The sequence below is a fragment of the Vibrio sp. 10N.261.51.A4 genome, assembly GCF_041471945.1.
In the GTDB taxonomy this organism is placed as follows: domain Bacteria; phylum Pseudomonadota; class Gammaproteobacteria; order Enterobacterales; family Vibrionaceae; genus Vibrio; species Vibrio crassostreae_C.
Genome location: NZ_JBFRPJ010000035.1, coordinates 1 through 18,708, shown reverse-complemented (window position 1 = coordinate 18,708; position 18,708 = coordinate 1). Strand labels below are relative to the sequence as shown.

Annotated in this window: 13 protein-coding genes; 4 read left to right on the top strand and 9 right to left on the bottom strand. The window is 45.2% G+C overall.

The genetic code is table 11. From position 1 onward, the window contains the following. On the top strand, window positions 1–2,952 hold a 2,952-nt coding region (locus AB4384_RS09150; protein ID WP_372129360.1), incomplete at its 5' end, for a VCBS domain-containing protein. 76 nt (window positions 2,953–3,028) lie between these two features. On the opposite strand, the gene AB4384_RS09145 is transcribed toward AB4384_RS09150, so the two are convergent. The 9 genes from AB4384_RS09145 to AB4384_RS09105 form a co-directional block, all read right to left on the bottom strand. Next, window positions 3,029–4,342 carry an HlyD family type I secretion periplasmic adaptor subunit gene (locus AB4384_RS09145; protein ID WP_017061737.1) on the bottom strand — a complete coding sequence of 438 codons (1,314 nt, stop codon included), beginning with the start codon at window positions 4,340–4,342 and terminating at the stop codon, window positions 3,029–3,031. Further along, on the bottom strand, window positions 4,335–6,587 hold the full coding sequence (locus AB4384_RS09140) for an ABC transporter transmembrane domain-containing protein (RefSeq protein WP_017064446.1): 2,253 nt from the start codon (window positions 6,585–6,587) through the stop codon (window positions 4,335–4,337). Before AB4384_RS09140 ends, AB4384_RS09145 begins: the two co-directional genes overlap by 8 nt. Next, window positions 6,584–8,230, bottom strand: coding sequence for an ABC transporter transmembrane domain-containing protein (locus tag AB4384_RS09135; RefSeq protein WP_372129359.1), 1,647 nt, complete (start codon window positions 8,228–8,230; stop codon window positions 6,584–6,586). Before AB4384_RS09135 ends, AB4384_RS09140 begins: the two co-directional genes overlap by 4 nt. Before the next feature lie 191 nt (window positions 8,231–8,421). After that, window positions 8,422–9,057 carry a CatB-related O-acetyltransferase gene (locus AB4384_RS09130; protein WP_136982819.1) on the bottom strand — a complete coding sequence of 212 codons (636 nt, stop codon included), beginning with the start codon at window positions 9,055–9,057 and terminating at the stop codon, window positions 8,422–8,424. Window positions 9,058–9,476: 419 nt separating this feature from the next. Further along, window positions 9,477–10,589: an NADH:flavin oxidoreductase gene (locus AB4384_RS09125; protein WP_136982818.1), complete on the bottom strand. Its 1,113-nt coding sequence runs from the start codon at window positions 10,587–10,589 to the stop codon at window positions 9,477–9,479. A 287-nt stretch (window positions 10,590–10,876) separates the two neighbouring features. Continuing rightward, entirely contained in the window at window positions 10,877–11,566 is a 690-nt protein-coding gene (locus AB4384_RS09120) for a hypothetical protein (protein WP_017061732.1), read from the bottom strand. Continuing rightward, the gene (locus AB4384_RS09115; protein ID WP_372129358.1) at window positions 11,566–12,756 is read right to left on the bottom strand and encodes an OmpP1/FadL family transporter; all 1,191 of its coding nucleotides are present in this window, start codon (window positions 12,754–12,756) and stop codon (window positions 11,566–11,568) included. The genes AB4384_RS09120 and AB4384_RS09115 overlap by 1 nt, the downstream gene beginning before the upstream one ends. 93 nt (window positions 12,757–12,849) lie before the next feature. Then, window positions 12,850–13,662, bottom strand: coding sequence for a crotonase/enoyl-CoA hydratase family protein (locus AB4384_RS09110; RefSeq protein ID WP_017061730.1), 813 nt, complete (start codon window positions 13,660–13,662; stop codon window positions 12,850–12,852). Between the two features lie 478 nt (window positions 13,663–14,140). Next, window positions 14,141–15,334: a multidrug effflux MFS transporter gene (locus tag AB4384_RS09105; protein WP_017061729.1), complete on the bottom strand. Its 1,194-nt coding sequence runs from the start codon at window positions 15,332–15,334 to the stop codon at window positions 14,141–14,143. Window positions 15,335–15,604: 270 nt separating this feature from the next. On the opposite strand from AB4384_RS09105, the gene AB4384_RS09100 reads away from it, so the two are divergent. The 3 genes from AB4384_RS09100 to AB4384_RS09090 form a co-directional block, all read left to right on the top strand. Next, on the top strand, window positions 15,605–16,690 hold the full coding sequence (locus tag AB4384_RS09100; RefSeq protein WP_017068236.1) for a PQQ-dependent sugar dehydrogenase: 1,086 nt from the start codon (window positions 15,605–15,607) through the stop codon (window positions 16,688–16,690). A 448-nt stretch (window positions 16,691–17,138) separates the two neighbouring features. After that, entirely contained in the window at window positions 17,139–17,348 is a 210-nt protein-coding gene (locus AB4384_RS09095; protein WP_010430417.1) for a cold-shock protein, read from the top strand. Between the two features lie 325 nt (window positions 17,349–17,673). Next, the coding region (locus AB4384_RS09090) for a tyrosine-type recombinase/integrase (protein ID WP_372129357.1) at window positions 17,674–18,708 on the top strand (1,035 nt) is incomplete at its 3' end.

The window sequence follows — 18,708 nt, the reverse complement described above, 5'->3', positions numbered from 1 at the left end:
ACGTTTACGTTTACCCCAGAGAAAGACTATAACGGCGATGTACACTTCAGCTATGACGTTAAGGATGCACACGGTGGTGTGACCCACACCGGCGCAACCACCAACTTAGCTGCGGTTAACGACAACCCTGATGTGACACCTTTAACCGACAGTGTCAGTGAGGGGGTCGATAATCATCACACCCTCAATCTGCTAGTAGGTGCCACAGACAAAGACGGCGACGCTTTAACCATCAGTCACCTTGAATATGCCATCGATGGTCAACTTCAGGCAGGGAAAATCCCCGCAGGTATCACCTTAGATACTGATGGTCATACATTAATTGTTGATGCCACTGATCCCGCATTTAACCATTTGGCCAATGGTCAGTCGCAACAAATCGCTATCACTTATCAAGTAGAAGATGGCCATGGTGGAAGTACGCAACAAACCGCCACGCTTACGATTGCCGGGACAGATGATAAAGCCACACTGGTTTCTAATGTCATTCAGCTCACTGAAACACAAGCGCTGGATAGTGAATTTAAATTCTATAGAGGCCAGCTTCAGCTAATTGACCCTGATAGTGGTGATAACACTCAGTTTGTTTTTAGCGGGAAGTATTTAGGCCAAGGGGTTGAGCCTGGTCACCTTGATGTTTGGCCTAATGGCACTTATCAATTCAGATTAGAAGCTGTTACCAATCGTCATGCGGACGATCTCATTGGTAGCCTACATGCTGGCGAGTCGATGGAGCTCCCCTACGAAATCGAAACCAATGATGGTCAAAAGCTCACCATTATGGTGAAGGTGACCGGTGAAGATAACCAAGCAAAAATTGAAGTAACGCCCTACTCCAGCCTCAATAATCATGTTTACGAAGATCACACTTCCTTTGGCAATACCACTAATCAGCTCAGCAGTGGCGGCACGTTACACGTGATTGACCCCGATCACGACCAAGCCGGTTTTATTGCACAAACCATCACCACCGCCGAAGGTGGTCGGTTCAATATCAACGCAAAGGGCCATTGGTCATACGATATTGACAATGATAAAGTCCAACATTTAGGCGCAGGGGAAAGCTTCCAGCAAACCTTTACCGTTGAATCTATTGATGGCAGTGCTAAAAAAGATATCACAGTGACCGTTCATGGCACCAATGATGCGCCAATTGCCTCGGCTGAAGTGCGTTTAGCGAATGGCTTAGAAGATAGCAAAATTGTCCTCACCCCAGCACTGCTACTTGCTAACACAACTGATATCGATGATAACGATATTGGCAAATTATCCATTGAGAACCTACACGCCGACCATGGTTCGATATTAATTAATGGCGATGGCACCTTTACCTTTACGCCAGAAAAAGACTATAACGGCGATGTCCATTTTAGCTATGACGTCAAAGATGCCCACGGTGGTGTGACCCACACCGGTGCATCAACAACACTCTCGGCAGTTGGCGATGCTGCGATCTTCGCCGGAGATAAAAGCGGTCAAATAACAGAAGATCGCCACGTACAAGGTGATGCCCAACATACGATATTTGTCACTGGCGTGTTGAATGTTATCGATCCTGATGCCGGTGAAGATCATTTTTACGACACTCGTAATGCCCATGCGATCAGTGATCCCTATGGCGGTCACCTGACCATTGGAAAAGCCGGTGATTGGGCTTATTCGGTTCCCAATGCCAATATTCAACACTTAGCGGCAGGGCAAGTCGAGCAGGTTCAATATGAAGTAACGACTGCTGGCGGTGATAAGCAGGTTATTACCCTCTATGTCCATGGCACTAATGATAAACCAACAGTTTCTGAAGTTATCGCAGGTGCACATAACATTGATGAAGATGCTGCAAATGCGACCTCTGGGCAAATTATTATCAGCGATGTTGATCATAGCGATCAACATTCTGTCAGTATTGATAGCCAACATCAGCCACAGTATGGTTCTGTTACCTATAATAGCAATACACAAACTTGGGTCTACACACTTAATAACAGCAATAGCCATGTTAATGCTTTAAATAATGGTGAACAATTGACCGATAAGTTTTCTCTATTAGTCGATGATGGACACGGGGGCATTACAACTCAAGAAGTTGAAATGCGCATTGATGGACACAGCGATGTTCCACCAATGCCAACCCTAGTTGCCCCTGCAAAAATTACCGGCAGTGCAGGCAATCAGGACCTGCATGCCTCAATCGGAATTCCTCCAATTATTCACCAAGGAACGCCTACGCCAATGACAGGCTGGGGAATATCAGATCACCACGGACACTCTCTCACTGCATTACACGGTCAATTTGGTACTTTGCATGTCAATCCTGCAACCGGAGAGTTGAGTTACGATTACCAACAAACTTCATCAGGCGTCGTTAAGACACATACAGGAGGCTCTTACGGTAGTGGTACAGACGAAACCGACTCGTTTGTTTTAACCCTAGGAGGCGATCAAAACTCACAAGTCGCGGTGCACCTACATTTGCACTCGCAATCCGTCCATGGAAACAGCGGACATCACATTGACCAAACCACACTAACTGGCATGGATTTATCGCCAATCGCTCCATCACCTCCTCCAGCACCCGGCATGAGCCAAGCGGATGAACCGGATGCCTCTTTCAGCACCCCTGATGAAGTTACTCTTAATTTTGATGAGGTGACGGCAAACCTAGAACATACAGCGATAGGCGAACACGAACAGCGTTCTGGTGCCCATGCTTACCTAGACGCTCTGGGTATTAATGCTGACTCGCCGTCTATAGATTCACCGTCACACAATGTACCAGTAGCGCATGATATCGATATCATTTTCAGTGATGCCGAGAGTGCTTATGGGGCTGAGCAAACTGACGATGGTATGAGTGATGGGCTGTCTCACCATACAGATAACCCATCTATTGATGATTCTTTACACCATCATAATGACGTTGACGGACTGCCTGACATAGACCCAAATAACTAGAACATCACCCCTTCGGTTAGATAAAAAAAGGAGCACGGCATGTGCTCCTTTTTTATGCAAGCCAGAGTGGAGGACTTTACCTCTCTCCAAACGCCACGCTAACATTGGTATAAATCGGTTTCCATAAGTATTGGAACACCGACTTCTCGCCAGTTGTGATGTCTACTTCACCCGTCATACCCGGCAGTATGGAAAAGCTTTCAGGGTTATCACGGAAGTAAGGCGTATCAACCGACACTACAACTTCATAATAGATCTCGCCACGTTCGCTTTGACTTGTGGTCGGTGAAATACTCTCTACCGCCCCTTTTAAAGCCCCAAAGCGGCTGTAATCAAACGCATCAATCTTGACTCGAGTGGGCTGCCCAACACTCACAAAACCAATATCTCTTGGGGACAAACGTGCTTTGAAGTCAGCGTTCCCTCCGACAGGCACAATTTCAACTACCGTGCCACCCGGCTGAATAACACCACCATCCTGCGTGCTTGGTATGCTTTGCACCAAGCCTTGTAGCGGTGACACTAACATAGTGTTCGTCAATTTAGCTTGGCTTGAACGAACTCTAGCATTCAATGCTGATAAGTCAGATACGGCTTTAGAACGATCATCGCTCACTTTAGCTTTCGCTTCCGCCAGAAGCTGTATGATTTTTTGGTCATTACTGTCAGCTTGTCTAATCAATACCGACTTCTTACCACGAGCTTCTTCGATTTTCTGTTCGATACTGGCCAATTTTTGTCGCATTTCAAGCACACGTAAACGTGAAATGTTACCCGCTTTATAACCCTTCTCCAGTATGTTCAACTCTTGCTTAGTCGCATTTAACTCTTTCTCATAACTCGGCAAGGCCTTTTCTACGCTACGAAGCTGCTCTGCAATTTGCTCGCTCTCTTTCTCAAGCACCACACGCTTTTGGAAGTAGAGGGCTTTTTGCGCGTTCAGCTGCGCTTTTTGCTGGCTGACGATCTCTGGGTAATCGACCTCAAACTCAGCAAGGTTAGGCTCACGTTGCTCAAGCAACGCATTCATACGTTCCACACTGGCTAGAAGCGTCACTTGTTGGGACTTTAGCTCTTCAAGCGCGGTACGCTGGAAAGTGGCATCAAACTCAACAAGCGGCTGGCCTTTCTCTACCAACTGGCCTTCTTTAACAAGAATTTGCTTTAACTTACCGCCAATCGCACTTTGTAATACTTGCTTCTCGCCTTCCGGAATCACAGCACCTTTGGCTTTGGCGATTTCATCAACTTGAGTGACTACAGACCAAGTGGCAAAAGCAATAACACATAAGGCAACCGACCATGTGGCCAGCGCCAATGTACGAGCCGTATTTTGTGATTCAACAAGCTCACCGTAGCGCTTGCCCTTCTCGATAGATTGTTTAGTCATTAGCGACTCCTTGCTTAGACTCTGATTGTTCTTGTTGGGCTGCATTTTGTTGAGCAGACGCCTCTTGAGTTGACGGCTGTAGCTCTTGAGATAACGGTTGCTCAGATAACTGCGGTTCTTGAGAAGCTTGAGGCTCTGAAGGCTGTTCCTGCTTCGAAGACTGCTCCGGCTCTAATGGACCGGCATAAACCACTGCACCTTCATTTAATACCACCACTTTATCGGCAAGCTTGATTAAATCCGGATCGTGGGACGTGTAAATCACCGTTGCTTTTCCTTTTTTCGACTGCACAAACTCACCAAATATACGTTTAGCATTTGGGTGAGCATCAGGCACAGGATTATCCATTAAGAACATTGGGTAGTCATAAACCAGCGCTTTTGCATCAATTAGGATCTGCGCGACGCTGCCAGACAACATGTCAAAAAGGCTGTCCGGCTGAATACTGCTGATGGAAGTATCGAGCCCACCTGATAATGTCTCGAACCAACGCTTTCCGCCGACCATTTCAATTGCAGAGATCATTTTCTGATCTTCGACTTTGTGACCGTCGTTTAGCCACTCTCGAATACTCAGCGTAAGCAAATCAGGATATGCGGCTCGAATGAAACACCAGTGGCGATAAAGCTGCGGGTCGTATTGAACGAGGTTAACGCCTTCAAGCTCGACCATGCCATTTTGGATAGGCTGCAAGCCAGACAGCACTTCAATTAATGTTGATTTACCGCTCCCAGAAGGGCCGGTAATCGCGACAACTTCACCGGCTTCAATATCAAAACTCACACCATTCAAAGCGGGGCGACTCTGTTTGGGATAGCGCAGCGTCACTTGGTCTAATTTCAAGTTAGGCGCTACCACGGGTAACGGGTGATGCTGGTAACTGAATTCACGCTCAGACGGCTGAGACAAAATACGGTTCACTTGCAGCTTGGATTGATTAAAGCTATTAAAACGCATCGCGCTGTTTGCCAACACCTGAGCAGGACCCGTCACCTTAGATATCAACATCATTGAAGCAATCAAACCACCGGGCGTCATCACTTGTTCAAAAATCAGTCCTATGCCTAACCCCATCACGGCGAGTGTCGAGCCCACACCAATGAAATAGTAAATCGAGGTGTACCGACTCTGGAGAACCGATTGATTAAAGGTCACTGTTGAAGCAAGAAGATTGGCTTTTTTGAAACGTTGAATCCAGTGCTCTGAGAATCCAGCACTGCGAATAAAGGCAAGCTTGGATGACAGCTCATTAGTCATGTTTTGACGATTCGTACCTGCGACTGTCGATTGCATCGAGCGCTTGCTGCTAGAGCGTATCGAGCGTTTTGCTAGCAAGTAATAAAGGATTAAAGAGACGACTGGAACCAGTACCAACCATCCGCCTAAAACTCCTATCGCTAGTACAAAAATTAGAATGAATGGTAGGTCAAATAACGCATTTCCTAATGGCCCCGATAGCACACCTGAAATACGCTCTGACAACATCACTTGGTTTTGCTGACTAGAAGAAGCTGTTTGCTGATTTTGAGCATAGCTATTACGAAGCAGACGCTGCACGAGGGATTGAGAAATCTCACGACTTACTCGGTTGGAAACTGAAGCAAACACTCGGCTACGTAATGTTCTCAACCAACCCATCATCACAAACAACAACGCCGCGCCAATGGCGATACCTTGCAACTCATGCCCTGCATCACCACCAATCACATGGTCATAAATCGACATCGTGATGAAGGGAACAGCAAGCGCAAATAAGTTAGTGATAAAGCTGACCAATAACAATTTAGGAATGATGGGGCGAAACGCATGTAACCTTTCACCAACCCAATCAGGAGAGGCCTTCTCTAATGGTGGCCCTTCGATAACAATACAAAACTGAGGGACATCGGTGATGTCGTTATTGGCATTAAAGGCAACAAATTGCTTGGATTCCAAATGACCAGAGACCAGCTCATGTTCACCAAGTACCAGTAAGACCAATTTATGTTCACCAACTTCATCTAGGTTGGCAACCAAGCGATAAGGCAGTGCAAGCCTGTCGAACAAGGCAAACATATCGTCGATTGATTCAATGCCATTTTCATCGACCCATTGATGTGCGAACAACTGGATATTAGCATTAACTTCCAACTGCTTAAGAACGGAAAGGCTCTCGGTTTCTAAATGATTCATCACCTCTTGTCGACCGCTGGTATCTGCACGGTTGTTCGTACCTGAAGGGTTACCAATATCTAAACGATTCATACGACGGCCTCCTGATTGCTCTCGCTGTCGACCGTAATAGCTCGACTTTCCACTGTAATGATTCGATTAGCAAATTCGCGAAGCTTCGAATGGTAGCTCACCATCAGTATCGTGCGTCCTGCCGTCACTTCTTCTTCCAACACCTTAGCTAGATTCCCAAGGGCGTCTAAATCAAGTGAAGAATCCGGCCTTTCCAACATGATTATGGGTTTATCACTTGCCAATTGAGCCGCGATATTGAGCATTTTCACGTTACCCATACTCAACAAAGAAGCACTCGTATGGCCAATTTGTGTCTCTAGTCCATCGGGTAATCGAGTAATCTCTTTGGTTAAACCCAAACGCTTTGCATAGTCACTGGCGCTTTGCGTTTTCTCAGGGTCAAACCCGCACAAGTTGTCGAGAATAGTACCCGACACCAACTGCCCTTTAACGCCACAGTAGGCAGCAATATTGGTTACGGATGCGATTGAAACTGCAGCTCCGTTAATGAAGCACTCACCCGCTTTTAGATCATCAATACCTGCAATCGACGACAATAAATGACTGTTGGTGTGGCGATCTTCACTCTCTAACAAAACCAACTCACCTTTATTCAGTGTGACATCTGCATGAGAGAGTTCACCATATCTTTCAACGGTCGCTTGCTTGATTTCCAACGTCTCAAAGTCAGATAAGTGGTTCTCAACTTGCTCAGAATCTGAAGATTCCGATAATGATAAGTCACTCAATTTTTCTATTGCCTGATTGGCACTGTGTATTGAATTAAGCTTGATTCTAACCCCAACCAGAGCACTCAAAGGCGCAACCGCTCTGCCAGATAAGATAGAACATGCCGCCAAGCCACCAGTAGTTAACTGACCATCCAACACCCACAAGCTCCCCGTAATTACGAGTAAAACTGACGTGGCTAATGCGGCAAGCTGAATACATTCTTGGGCAAAGGCGTTCTGTTCTTCTTCTCTCGCTTTAGACTGAGAGCGAACGTTATTGAGGGATTTAAACTGATTGAAGATTCGAGACTCAACAGCCTGACGTTTGATTCCTTGAATGGTTTGGCTCAGTAAAATCAAGAACGCTTTTCGCTCCTGCTCATCTTGGGAAGCTTCTTCACTTAAGCTTTTAACGCGAATAGAAGATAACCAAACGATTCCGAGAGTAATCAGCCAAACTGCCAAAGGTATCGCCACCAGCTCACCGCCGATGTAAGCCACCAAGCCCAAGAAGATCAAGGCAAAAGGCAAATCAATAAAGCCTGCAATCACACCACCGGAATACCAATCTTTGACTTTGGATACAGAACCAAGCCCCTCTTCCACGCCGCCAACACCAATGTGGCGGAGATGGCCTGATGAAGCCGTTGTTACTCTTTCAACCAAAGTTTGATAGGTCGCTTTCTCGGTATTGCGGGCCGCGGCTGACAAAAGCCAAGTACGCACAAACCGGATCAATGCTTCCATGGCAACAGCCAACGCTGCACCCGCCAACAACAAAGTGGCAGTACCGTAACTTTGGTTAGGTAAAATACGATCGTAAATTTGCAAAACCGTTAACGGAACGGCGAGAGAGAGAAGATTTATGAGTAAAGAAGGCAGTAAGACTTTCCCCACCACCCCTTTGTTTTTCATTGAACTTGCGGGCATACACAATCCTTATCCATGCTTATGAAATAAGATTGGTACACCATGTTGAGTATTGCAAGGTAACGGACTGATTTAACGTGTTTTTCAATATAAATATGACACAGATCTTTCTACACAAATCTGTGGCTATACCCGTACCTTAAAAACGCTCCTTACAAACGCTCCTTACAAACGCTCGTTACAAGTGCTCCTTACAAACAATTGTCGTAATCCGTTATCGCCTGCTTTAACTTTGAAAAGTCTGAGTTACATAAATACGGTTTCAGCGCTTCAAATTTATCTGAGGGCCACTCGTATATTTTGAATGACATGAGTTCGTCAATAACGGACTCATCAAAGCGGTGTTTAACGACTTTAGCTGGAGAACCACCGACAATGCTGTATGGAGCGACGTCTTTAGTCACCACACTATTCGCTGCAACCACAGCGCCTTCGCCAATCGTCACACCGGGCATCACCATCGCTCTCATGCCTAACCACACCCCATCTTCAATGTGAGTGTCACCTTTGCCAATGTAGGCATCGTCGATTACATCCATAAATGGATACAGCGAAAACCAATCAACTCTGTGGGTATGGTTGCCACCCATTAAAATCACAACCTCTGCGCCAATGCAGACATAATCGCCGATATGGAGTTCGTCGATTTCCCATCGAGGCTCCCACTGGCGGCTGACTTCGTCGCCATGTAAATAACGGACGACAGATTGCTCGAACCCATTATCCCAGCAATCGCTGTAATAACTGTGTTGACCTTTTACGTGAATATTGGGGTTGGTTACGACTTCATGCAGCAACTCGAATTTGGACCAATGCTTCTTTTGCATTTTTACCTCTGAATGATCTATTAAGTTTTATTCGTTAACTATCAAAATGTTCGACGATGCAAATCCAAGGTGCACAAACTAACGCCCTATAAACACAGGGTTCACTGGGATGAATAGTGAGTATCACGCTTAAATCATAGCAATATCGCTAAAACTAAAGAGACGTCAGTGGATTCGAGGTTGCTTAAGAAGAGGAAGTAGTTTCAAAGTTTGCTCAGTTTTTATCGATAACTTGGTTGGATAATTTACAGGCGTAGTGTAACTGTTTAGTCGCGCCAATTTGACAGGAAGATGTGATTAATAAGGTTTCAAATTTCGTTTCGTGGAATACGGAATGAACAAGAGCCTGCGCGATTACACAGGCTCAAACTTAGACTCAGCTATAAACTTCGGAGCTCGCTTGGAGCTGGGCTCAGCGACTACATGCGTGCAAGCTGTACTTTTCTGTCTTTATTCACCACGCAGAAGTTACCGCGCTTAGTACGACACTTAGAGCATCGTTCGCATTCAACAGGGCTTCTATCCCCTTCCTTCCAACGCTTCACTAAATGGGGTTCAGAAAGCAGCGGTCTTGAAAGCGCGAAGTACTCAATGCCCGTGTTGTTTGCAATCGCTTCGATAGCATCAAAATCCGTTAGACCACCAACCGTGATCACTGGGATATTAACGTCTTGGCTAATCGCGTGACCATACTCATGGAAGTAGCCTTCAGCTTGAATGGTAAAACCATCGTGCGACTCGCCAATCATAGTGTCTGCTTTGCCATGAATATTGCCTGACACGACAATGCCATCCACACCCACTTGTTCAAGCTTTTTACAGACAATACGTGTTTCCTCAAAGGTGACGCCACCTTCAAAAAACTCGGATGCCGTGAGCTTAACCAAGATAGGGAAATCATCACCCACCAGCTTACGTGTCGCGGTATAGATCTCTAACAAAAATCTCATGCGGTTTTCTAAGCTACCGCCGTATTCATCTTCACGTTGGTTGTAATAAGGGCTTAAGAACTGATTAATCAGGTAAGTGTGAGCGGCATGAATTTCAACGCCATCAAAGCCTGACTTTTGTGCTCTCAAAGACGCTTGAGCAAACGCATCAACAATGTAGTCGATCTCGTCTGTGGTCATCGCTTTACCTAGTGTTTGAGTGCCTTTTTCTGGAACCTCACTTGGTGCGTAGATCACTCGTTCGCCAAGATCATGCGTGGTTTTGGTGCCACCATAAGCTAATTGCATCACGATTTTAGAGTCGTTGTCGTGCACCAGTTGAGTCAGCTTTTGATACTCTTCAATGAATGAGTCGTTATACATACCCATCATGCCTGCATTCGGCTTTTCTTCTTCAACAATGTTCGCGTAGCCCGTCACGATCAGGCCGACTTCACCTTGAGCCAACTCTTCATAGATAGCGTACAGTTTATCTGTCATATGCCCATCTTCGGTGGCCATATTTTCCCACGTTGCACTTCTCATGAAGCGATTCTTTAGTGTCATCTTGCCAATGTGGGTTTCTGTAAACAAAGTGCTCAAGTGTCTTCCTCTCAAAATCGTGTTACGCAAGTTACCCATTAAGCATGGGCACTGATTCAGGCGGATACTACAGAGAATAAGGCAACGAAAACTTAATCTAGATTAAGAGAGCGGCACTCTCATGTGAGAAAGATATAGAAAGCATCAAAAAGAGATAAAAAAGATTGGAGAAATGGTAACAAAAGAAAGTCGCTAAGTTTTAATAAGCGACTTTGTTCAATTTAATCTGGACTAAGTCAATGGTTCTTACGAGAGGTGTCCACCTGCGAATTTCTGCCTGCTAACAGTTATTTGAACTCATAGGTGTAAGACGCGCCAACACTGTTATTTTCACCGAAATCGTCCTCAGCAAAAATAGTGAAGAAGTTGAATGATTGAGCGTCACTCAACTTGTAGCTAGCACCGACGCCTGCCCAATACCCTGAATAATCATCAGACCCCATTGAACCGCCACCGAAGCCCATGATAGACCATTCATCCGTAATCGTTTTTAAACCAAACGCACCAATGTAGCCACCGTGTGTTGAACTCGGCATCAATACATAATCAGAGCCAACGTTATCATCATCGAAAACCGCCACTTCGCCATCATTATAACTGTAGCCAGCCATAGGGAAGATTTGCCAACCGAACGGCTCAATGTCGAAATAACTCAGTGGTATAAACGTACCAATACTGTAGTTGTTCTTATAAGCATCGTTGTCGTATTCAGAGCGGCTAAAGTTGAAATTGACGATCCCCATAGGCAACAACCATGAACCGCCTACTCGCCACTCTTCACCGTCAGCATTAACACGAGCGTTGATCATTCGCGCTTCATCAAGCCCAATAGACCCAGAGAACTGCAGATCTTCGTTATAAGCAACGCCAGCTTTGGTTACAATTTTAGTCGGATCATCAGGGTGCTTCTCTTCAGCAAAAGCACCCGTTGAAAATAAAGACACTAAAGTAATGATTAGTAGATTACGTAATGTCATTAGAAGGTCGCGCTAACACCAACAAAGTGGATACGGCCATCGAATGAACCATTCAACAGATTAACTTGACCAAATCGACCATATCGATCCATCTTAACTGAACCCAAATCAGCGTATTCATAGAACACATCAATTAAGATGTCGTCCCAGTAGGTAGATGCGCCAACTGAGTAGCGGTACTGTTCACCCACAGGAAGGTCAACCCATTGCATTGACGGATCGTCTTGCGGAGAAGTTTCGTAAGAGAAGCCAGCTTTCAAACGCCAGTCTGAATTCAATTGATAATCCGCACCTACCGCAAATTTCCAAACGTCATCCCAGTCACGCTCAATCGGAACACCATTAATTGGACTTCCTGCTATTCCAAAATCAAGAACGGTTGTATCCCATTCACTCCAACGGTGGAACTGAATACTAGCAAGCAGGTCAAGTTGAGAGTTCAAAGCATAGCTCGCACTGACATCGATGATTTCAGGTAAAGCAATATCAGTTGATAATGAATTCAATACGCCTTGGTTAATAACGCCATTTACATCATTGTTAAACTCATGCTCTAGCTTAGAACGGTAACTTGCGCCCAGCTTAAGTTTATCTGTCGGTGTGTACATTACGCCAAGGTTATAGCCGTATGCCCAGTCAGTATCTTGCTTCGCAGTAAGCATTGACGTTGTTTGTTGGAATGCAGCCCAACTGAATTGCACACCCGCGCCTACTGACCATTGGTCATTCAGCTTATAACTCAGTGATGGGTTCACTTGCATTGCAGTAAGAGTGATATCTTCTAGAAGTGCAGCACCCGCCCAATCACTGCCGTAATCAAGGCTAGAGCCGCCAACAGCGCCAAGCGCGATACCAAGGTGTAATTTGTCTGTGACTTGATGAGCGTGGAAGGCACCAAATGACGGCATTACGGAATGAGCTTTACCATCTGGATTACCACCGTTATCTTGATACTTCATTTCAAGATCGAATGCCATGGTGTTGATGGTCGTTTTGCTTTCGCCCATGTGAGACATAGTGGCAGGGTTTGTCCACATCGCCGCTGCAGATCGAGTGTAAACACCATCACCAGCGCCAGTAGTACCAGCGTTGGCAACGACAGCTTCTTGCAAAAACAGGCCACTTGCGAATGCATTTAAGCTCGTAAAAATTGCAGTGGCAGCTAGAGAGTAAGTAAAAGTTTTGTTCATCAGAGCGCTCATTTAGCCTTAGACATTAAATTGCTCTAAGGTTACCGCAAAGCTCAATAAACAAAGGGAATATCCATTATTCCTGTACAAGCGCTATTTAAACTTTCTGGCGACGTAAGGGCGTGGTTTGTCTCGATGAATTTCACGTTGAGCAGCAATCGCCCTGTTCTTACCTAACCCAACCTTTATCTGATACCAAGTTTCGCAGAATACAGCCATGCCCGGGCTTGACCACCAAGTCTTGTTGTAGAGCTTCTTGTTAGCAGCGACGACATCTGGCGACCGATTCGCACACTCAAGTGCCAACGCATAGGCTTCAGCGTAAGGATCTTCGGCAATCTTGGTCACCAACCCATATTCTTTAGCGGTTTCACAGTCGATCACTTTGGCCGTCATCGCCATTTCAAGGGTGTGATCTTTACGCATCAGCTCTCTAAAAGCGATAGCGCCTCCCATGTCTGGAATCAGACCCCACTTTGCTTCCAATATAGAGAAGTTCGCATCCGGGCTAGCAATTCTAAAATCACCCCCACTGACCAATTGCAGGCCGCCTCCCCAACAACGACCATGAATCGCAAAAATGACAGGGCATGGAATATCTCGCCAACCCAATGAAAAGCGTTGTGCAGCGTTAGGCAATGTCGGTAGCCATTTAAACAAGAGCTTCATCGCCCCAGATTTACTGGTTAATAGGGACTTAACATCAAGCCCTGAACAAAAATCAGAACCCTCACCTTTTACTATTACGGCACGAATCTCGGTGTTCTTTTTCAGCTGAGTCACCATGTTATTCACGCCTTGAAACATTGCCATATCAATAGCATTGAGCTTATCGGGTCGATTCAACACAACCGTCGCAATTTGGTTTTTATCGATAGAACAAGTAATACGATCGAGGTTTGGCATGGTGGCTACCTTATCAGTGGTCAGACCTTTAGGTTATACATTTTATTAACATATGCCAAACTTGCACATTAAGAAGCGAGACCTGTGTTGCTTAACGTCTTTCCCTTTACACAAACGACATCAACAAAAAAGCAGTGATGGATCGCTCCATTCACTGCTTTTCATCCGTAGCTTTTATCGCCAATGGCTTTGATTGCCAGTAGCTTTGATTAGCAATGGCTTTCGGTCATGAGCAAAACCTATGTTCTTCGAGATTTCAGTAGCAAGAAGATAAAGTAGCTGCCAGCAATAATGGAAACTAACGTCCCTGCCGCAAGCTGCGCTCGGAACACTACCACTTGCCCTAAGCAGTCAGAAAATAGCATATATTCTGGTAACTTAAACCAAAGCGCTGAACATTAAAAAGGCCATTGAAATTCATCATTTCAATGGCCTTCTCGTTCCTACTAGCCAGGCAGCTAGCTAATTACCTAAGCAACTAACTGAGCTGAGACTCTCTCGCTTCTTGGCTACTGAAACCACGCAAAATGTTAAACAGGGTAATCAATGTGAACAGCATGATAACGAGCGATAAATGCCACGCTTCCCCTAACCCTAACTGAACCAGGCCCATACTCACCATTGAAGACACCACCATCTGCCCGCCACCAGACATCGCAGCCGCCGCGCCAGCGTTCTTCTTATAAGGCAACATCACTAACGCCTGAGCACAAGGTAACGCAATACCATTACCAAGGATCATCAAGAACTGGCCAAGCATGAGATACAAAGGTTCGAGTGGACAGAAGAACAGCCACAAGGCCGCAGCAACGTGCAATACAGGTGTGCATAACAGAGTTTTCTTGTTACCCAGCATAGGGCGAATACGGTTACATAAGCCTGTTCCGCCAAGCATGCCTAATGCTGGAATCACCGCCCACATCGCGTATTCATCTGACGTCATACCAATCTGGTTTTGCATGATAAATGGCATCACCGACACAGTGGTGATCATCAAGCTAAAGTTAAGCCAACCGATACTCGCAAAGCTCATAAAATAACGAGAAGTGAGTAGCTCTTTATATTGAGAAACCATTTTATTCGGTGAAGGGATCGCCGAAACCTGAGTGACAGTTTCTTTAAACTTGAACGCCAATACACCCCAAGCCAATGAGACATAGCCAAGTAGTGAGATGAACACCATGCTCCAACCGAAGTGGAAGTTAATGAATCCACCGATAACGGGCGCGATCAAAGGTGTTATAGACGCAACCATAGCAATGTAAGACATCGCCAAAGGCAAGTCTGCCCCACTGAATCTGTCTCGCGTAGAAGCACGAGCAAGTACCGCGCAACAACCGGTTCCTAAGCCTTGCAGGAATCGCCCCATCACCATGCTAGTAAACGAATGGCTGAAGAAGATGATCATCAATAACCCAAGCATGGCAATCAACAAACCGCTTAGCAGTACCTTCTTGCGTCCCAAAGCATCGGAAATAGGGCCATAAATAAACTGGGAAGGGCCAAAGCCTAATAAATACACACTCACCAAAAGCTGGGCTTGCTCTAGCGAGACATCAAAATCTTTTGCGATCCAAGGCAAAGAAGGAAACACCAAGCCCATACTGAGCTGGCCGATACTGATGACCAAACACGCAAGTAAGATCGATTTAAAATCAAATCCACGACTCATCGTTTAATAGGTCCGTTCGAAGAAAAATCGTGCGTATCTAACTCACAACATAAAAACTGAGAAAATAGCGAAAATGCTGCTGGTGAGTTGTTCATAATGCTCCGACGGGATCAAATAGAGAAAGGCACAGTAAACATACGTGAGCTTGTATAATCATACAATAGGCGTTCAACTAAATATGTGAATAGTCACTTTTCAGCAACCTCGGCTTTCCGCCAATCGGTCACAAGCGCTAGACTAACACTAGATGCTCATAATCAAGGGATTTCAATGAACACTCATCACCGTATTTTTTCATGTGCTTTGGCGCTGCTTGCCTCTGGTCCTATAACGTCAGCCTTTGCATGGCAGGCAGAGAAGATCACCGACGGACTCGTGATCCCTTGGGGGCTGGCTTATGTCAACGATAAGTCCATGTTAGTCACAGAAAAATCAGGCGTCATTAAACATGTCGATTTAAAAACAGGCGATCAAAACACACTGTTCAGGCTGCCCAATGTATGGGCGAAAGGCCAAGGTGGATTATTGGATATCGCACTCTCCCCTTTTGAAAACGGAAAGTTCTACGTCACTTACAGTAAAGACGTCGATAGTGAAGGCGTAACGACACTGGCTTCTGCTAATTACAGCAATAATGAAGTCACCAATTGGACAGATGTGTTTGTATCTAAATCTAGAACGGACACCGGACGTCACTTTGGTAGCCGTATCACCTTTGATGATAGCCACCTGTATTTTTCAATCGGCGACCGTGGTGATCGAGACAACGGCCAAGACACCATGACTCACGCCGGATCAATATTACGACTGAATGCCGATGGAAGCACACCAAGCGATAACCCATTCACGGATAACAACAAAGTGCTCAATGAAATTTGGAGCTTTGGCCATCGTAATCCACAAGGTCTGTATTACGATTTCCCGACTCAAAAGCTTTGGTCGATTGAACACGGCCCTCGCGGTGGTGATGAAATTAACCTAATAAAAGCGGGTGCCAACTATGGGTGGCCTGTCACCTCACACGGAAAAGAGTATTGGGGCCCTATCAGCGTTGGCGAATCGGAAACCAAAGATGGTATTGAAGCGCCAAAAAAAGTCTATGTTCCTTCAATCGCTCCGGGGAGCTTGATTGTTTACCAAGGCGATAAGTACCCAGAGCTGAAAGGCAAACTGCTGGCTGGCGCACTAAAACTTACTCACATCAATATTGTGACAGTCAATGAACAAGGTGAGGCAATCGAGGAAGAACGCATTTTAGAGGACTTGGGCGAAAGGGTAAGAGACATCGAAACTTCACCAAACGGAGACATCTTCTTCAGCACTGATAATGGCAACCTGTACCGCTTGAAAAAGTAGCCGAGACCTCGTTCAAGTAAAGGCACTTACCTTACAACGACATTTATAAATATAAGCCGTTAAAAGTGGGCTCAACGCCCAGTTAGCGGCTTTAAATTTGCAAAAATGAATGCGCTAAAACAGTGCATTTACTCCAAATTCGTCATCAATTTCGACCACCTTTTTCACAAAAACTACAACAAATCACCATACAACTGTAACTCCATGATATTTAAGGAATGCAAAGTTTGACTACCCCCAAGTTTCTGCAACCTTTCCCTATGTATTCGATTGACTATCCCCTGATTTGATTTAGACTCGTTCCCGGCTAGAAAGAAAGTTCTTTGTATATAAACATTTCGTTGGATTACTAGTAACCCCGTTGTGTTGTACGCAATAGCAATAAACTTTTCCACGCTATCAGTGCCACAATTGGCTCAAAATAAAAATTTAATTTTAGGATATCATCATGTCTAACACAGTTACTGGTACAGTAAAATGGTTCAACGAAACTAAAGGCTTCGGCTTCATTCAACAAGAAAACGGCCCAGACGTATTCGCACACTTCTCTGCTATCACTGGCGACGGTTTCAAAACTCTTGCTGAAGGCCAAAAAGTTGAGTTCGTAGTATCTCAAGGTCAAAAAGGCCCACAAGCTGACAGCATCAAAGTACTTTAATCTAGTATTTTAAAGCTTTCTAAAAATAGCCAGCCTCTGCTGGCTATTTTTTTACCCGCTATTCAGAGATTTAAGGTAATATTCCCCTTCACTATTTCTACCTAAGACACCCTCTCAATGGCTCTTAAACCGACAATCTATAAGTTTCACTAAAATACGCCACTCCCCGCCCTACCTAGCAATAGCCACATACACCATTATTTTCAAACACTTAATGCAAACACAAGCTAGAAGAACTTCAATAAACTGCTATAATCTCTGAACCTTGGTACACCTTTTGTACCCCTCAAACCACCCTTTTGGTACACCTCAGAGGCACACGTTCATGGCATCTTATAGTATTGAAAAGCGAACTCTAGCGAGCGGTGAATCTCGCTACAAAGCCACAGTTACCGTAAAACATCGAAGCAAAATTGCTCAACGTTTTTCCAAAACTCATAAGAAGAAAACGCTCGCTACTGCCTGGGCAAAAAATGAAGTCCGAAAGATAGACGAAGGTGAAACTCAAGACCGTTCTGTACCCATTGGCCAGCTGCTAGACATGTTCATTGAAAACAAAAATCTCTGGGACAATACTGGCCGATCTAAACAAACCGTATTAAAAATGCTCCGTGATTGTGACATAGCAAAAATCTATTCCGATGAGCTAACGACTAAAGACTTAATTGAGCATTGCCAAAATAGATGCAGTACGGGAACCAAGCCCTCTACCGTTTATTCCGACATCTATTTTTTACGTTCGGTATTCAAACGAGCTAACCCTGTGTTCAACGTTGCCGCGAACGTGAACACATTCTTAGAAGCAACACCCATTCTGTATGAAATGAAGCTCATCGGTAAATCAGAGAAACGAACAAGGCGCCCTACCACCGATGAAATAGACCTGTTAAAAGAAGCACTAGAAGAACGTGAGCAACGTAGAGAAAACAAAATCCCCTACTCTATACTTTTAGACTTCAGTATCCTGAGCTGTATGAGGGTAAGCGAAGTGTGTGGTATTCGATGGGAGGACTTAAACGAAGAACTTAAAACAGTGATCGTACGCGACCGAAAAGACCCACGTAAGAAAGAAGGCAACCACATGGTCGTTCCTCTACTTGGTGAAGCGTTTGATATTGTAATGAGGCAAGAGCGTAAAGGTGAGTTGATATTTCCATATAACCCACGCTCGGTTGGCCGAGGCTTCGTTGAAGTGTGTCAAAAGGTTGGGATTGATAACCTGCGCTATCATGACCTACGCCGTGAAGGTGCAAGCCGTTTGTTCGAGAAAGGCTTTACGATTGAGGAAGTTGCTCAGGTAACTGGTCATAGGAACCTAAATACCTTGTGGCAGGTTTATACCCAGGGCGCGAGCACACTT